Here is a 3,981-nt window from a genome sequence, read left to right on the forward strand (position 1 = left end):
GAAGCTTTTAACCCCAAGGCCTTGGATGATTATCAACAAAAATATAAAGAAAAGAAAATCAATCAACTAAAGAAGAGAATCGCTCAACTTGAAGCTGCTTGAAAAAAGAAGTTATATAAGAGTCGTTAGTCTTCTGACTTCTGTTTAACTACAGCGGATCAACATCAACAATAACTCTTACCTGCCTGTAGGCGGGGATTTTCTGCAGAACTTCGATTTTTGCCCGTATCATATCTTTCAACCCGGAAACATTAGGCCCTCTTTCTATCTTTACCAATATATGCTTGATATACAAATTCTGTATTCTCGAAACCAGCGGGTATTCAGGGCCAAGTATCCGTTTGCCGAGATCTGCCCGAAGGTCCTGTGCCAGGTCACGTGCTGCCTTGTTCAGCACATTCTGGTCGCGGTGTTTTAACCTGAGAATGATCAGCCGGTAATAGGGCGGATAATGGAATTTATTGCGGTCCTCCAGCTGTGACCGGAAATATGCATGGTAATCATGCATGACAACATACTGAATGACCGGGTGGGCCGGGTTAAAACTCTGGATGATCACTTTGCCCTGTTTGGCTTTACGGCCTGCCCTGCCGCTGACCTGTTCCATCAACTGGTAACTCCGCTCATGCGAACGGAAATCTGGGAAATTGATCATATTGTCGGCATTGAGAATACCGACCAGGCTTACATTATCAAAGTCAAGGCCCTTAGTGACCATCTGCGTCCCCACCAGTATCTGGATCCTGCGTTCTTCAAAGTCGTTGATGATACGCTGGTGGGCATATTTTGTCCGCGTGGAATCAAGGTCCATCCGGCGGATATTGGTTTCCGGGAAGATGGCGCCCAGTTCCTCCTCCACCTTTTCCGTTCCAAACCCTTTCATCAGTATCCGGGTACTCTGGCATTGAGGGCATTTAGCCGGCAGGTTTTCCGAATACCCACAATAGTGACACTTGATTTTATTCTCTTTTTTATGATAGGTCAGCGAAATATCGCAATTTTTGCACATCGGGACCCAGTCGCAGGCATCACAGGCCAGGTGTAACGAAAACCCACGACGGTTCTGGAATAGGATAACCTGTTCCCCTTGTCCGAGTGCCTCACGGATCTGGTTGATAAGCAGGGAGGAAAAATGCGACTGCATGGTTTTATTCCTCGTTTCCTCACGGACATTGGCCAGAATGATCTCGGGCATGCTCACCCCACCGTAACGTTCCGACATTTCTACCAATCCGTACTTGCCGGAAAGGGCATTAAAATAAGTCTCTACTGCAGGTGTGGCCGATCCGAGGAGCGTTCTGGCCCCATGCAGCCGGGCCAGCATGATGGCTGCGTCACGGGCATGGTATCGCGGAGCCGGATCGTACTGTTTATAAGAAGTATCATGCTCTTCATCGACGATGATCAGCCCCAGGTTATGAAAAGGCAGGAAAAGCGCAGAACGCGCTCCCAGGATAACCTGGAAACGGCCTGTATCATAATTATTTTCGTGATCCAGGCAGAGGTTCCAGATCTCAACACGCTCATTATCGCTGTAACGCGAGTGATAAACCCCTACCCTGTCGCCAAAGTAGCGTCGCAAACGGTTGATGATCTGGGAGGTCAGAGCAATTTCCGGAAGCAGGTAAAGCACTTGTTTTTTCTCCAGGATGGCCTGATTGATCAATTTGACGTATAGCTCTGTTTTACCGCTGGAAGTAATACCGTGCAAAAGCACTACTTCTTTTTCAGCAAATATTTTCTGGATATCATCAAAAGCCCTTTGCTGATGCAGGCTCAGGACAATGCTTTCCGGATCATTCAGCGCGTGTGATGCTGCGAGTCTGCTGGCTTCAATTTCCAAGATGTCCAGTATGCCTTTATTGACAAGAGCTTGCAGGGATTGAAGTGTGACTTCTTTATTCTTTAATAAATCGCTCTTTTTGACATCGGCGGCTAAACCATTTGCACCTTTCGACTGCGTCAGGTAAACCATGAGCACCTGCAACTGGCGAAAAGCGCGTTTGCTCAACTCGTCAAACACTTCTTTCAGTCTTTCTTCATTATCAATCAGTTCCTGACTTAATCTAATGAAAGATTGTTTAAGCGGCTTATATTTATTTTCAAGCTTTTCTTCGGCACAAACGATCCCTTTTTCAATCAGCGTATTGATCAGCGGGATGATCTTGCGTTGATCCAACATATCAGCAATAAGATTGACCGGTAATTTTTTCTGCGCCAGCAAGGCTTCGATGACCATGATCTCTTTTTCATTCAGGTTGGCCGTTTCGAGGTCGGCTTCAGGATTCAGGCAGATCATCGATTCGCTGGCCAGTTTGAAACCCGAGGGCAGGGCGGCATTCATTACCTCGCCAGGGGTGCACATATAGTAATTGGCAATCCATTCCCAGATACTGAACTGTACCGGAAAGACAACGGGACGGTCGTCAATAACTGACAGAATGCTTTTTACCTCCATAGATGAAGGGTTTTGGGAATGAAGCTCATGAACAAGGGCAGTGTAAATCTTTTTCTTCCCGAAAGGCACGACAACTCTTTTACCAGGGCAGATGGCCGGCTGAAATTCTTCCGGCACCCGGTAGGTGAAATAACCCGGCAAAGGCAGGGGCAGCAAAACACTGGCAAACAATGCTCCCAAGGTGAATACAGTTTAAAATGATGGCTGTAAGATACGAATTAATGGAACAGGTCAGGTCGAAAGCACTTCTGCAATTTCCAACAATTCCATACTGATTGTCTGGTGGTGTTTAATGGCCTTTTCAAATGGTGTATAGCTGACTTTCCGGTTGATCGAACCCACCATCACCCCGCGAACTCCGTCTTTGAGTGCGAGCACGGCCTGGAAGCCCATGGCGCTGGCCATCACACGGTCAAAAGCCGAAGGTGAGCCGCCCCGCTGGACGTGGCCCAGGATAGTCACCCTGCTCTCGTATTGCGGACATTGCTCTTTGATGACTTTGGCCACTTCAAATGCTCCTCCGAAATCATCCCCTTCCGACACGATGATGATGCCGGATGTTTTATTATTGCTATAATCTTTTCTGAGCTTCTCGATCAGTTCATTAATATAGGTGGGGCTTTCCGGTATAAGTATCTTCTCGGCGCCTGTGGCGATACCGCTGCGCAGGGCAATAAATCCCGCGTCACGGCCCATCACCTCGATGATGAACAAGCGGTCATGGGAATCTGCTGTGTCGCGGATTTTATCCACTGCTTCAACAACAGTATTCACGGCCGTGTCGTAACCGATGGTGTAATCGGTGCCGTAAAGGTCGTTATCTATTGTTCCCGGGAGACCAACGATCGGGAAATTGAACTCGTTCTGGAAAATGCTGGCCCCTGTAAAAGTGCCATCGCCCCCGATGACTATCATAGCATCGATTCCGTGTTTCACCAGGTTGTCATATGCTTTCTTCCTGCCTTCCGGTGTGCGGAACTCTTCGCTTCTGGCTGTCTTGAGGATGGTTCCGCCCCGCTGGATGATATTGGAAACAGAACGGCTGCCCATGGGTTCGATCAATCCCTGAATCAAGCCCTGGTAACCTTTGTAGATCCCGTAAACTTCCAGGCCGTTATAAATCCCTGTACGGACAACGGCACGAATAGCAGCGTTCATCCCCGGAGCATCACCACCTGAAGTGAGAACGCCAATGCGTTTGATGTTAGGCATTTTTTAATCAGTTTTTGCTGTGTGCAAAGTTAGGGAAAATATGGCTTTTTTTACCACAATAGATACAATAGGACACATAGTAAAACACATAGACCTAATGTGTAATCATATGTGTTCTAAATTACACTCTTTCTCCAGGTTAAACCTCTACGAGGTATTTTGATTTTTAACGGCAATTCTTGTACTAATCGGGTAGGAAGCGGCTCACGCCGCTGTCCCCCCACACCACCCGGCATACTTAATCGTACCAAGGCGGTTTCTATTAACTTTTACACCTTCATCCTCAGATATAAGGACTGTAACCCTTGTTG

2 protein-coding genes are annotated in these 3,981 nt (G+C 47.3%); both read right to left on the reverse strand.

All coding sequences use genetic code 11. From position 1 onward, the window contains the following. Nucleotides 1–148: 148 nt before the first annotated feature. On the reverse strand, nt 149–2,638 hold the full coding sequence (priA, locus tag M0Q51_17175) for a primosomal protein N' (protein MCK9401702.1): 2,490 nt from the start codon (nt 2,636–2,638) through the stop codon (nt 149–151). Nucleotides 2,639–2,689: 51 nt separating this feature from the next. Then, a complete protein-coding gene (gene pfkA, locus M0Q51_17180; protein MCK9401703.1) occupies nt 2,690–3,670 on the reverse strand; it encodes a 6-phosphofructokinase in 981 nt (326 codons plus the stop codon). Nucleotides 3,671–3,981: the final 311 nt, after the last annotated feature.

The sequence above is a fragment of the Bacteroidales bacterium genome, assembly GCA_023229505.1.
GTDB lineage: Bacteria > Bacteroidota > Bacteroidia > Bacteroidales > JAGOPY01 > JAGOPY01.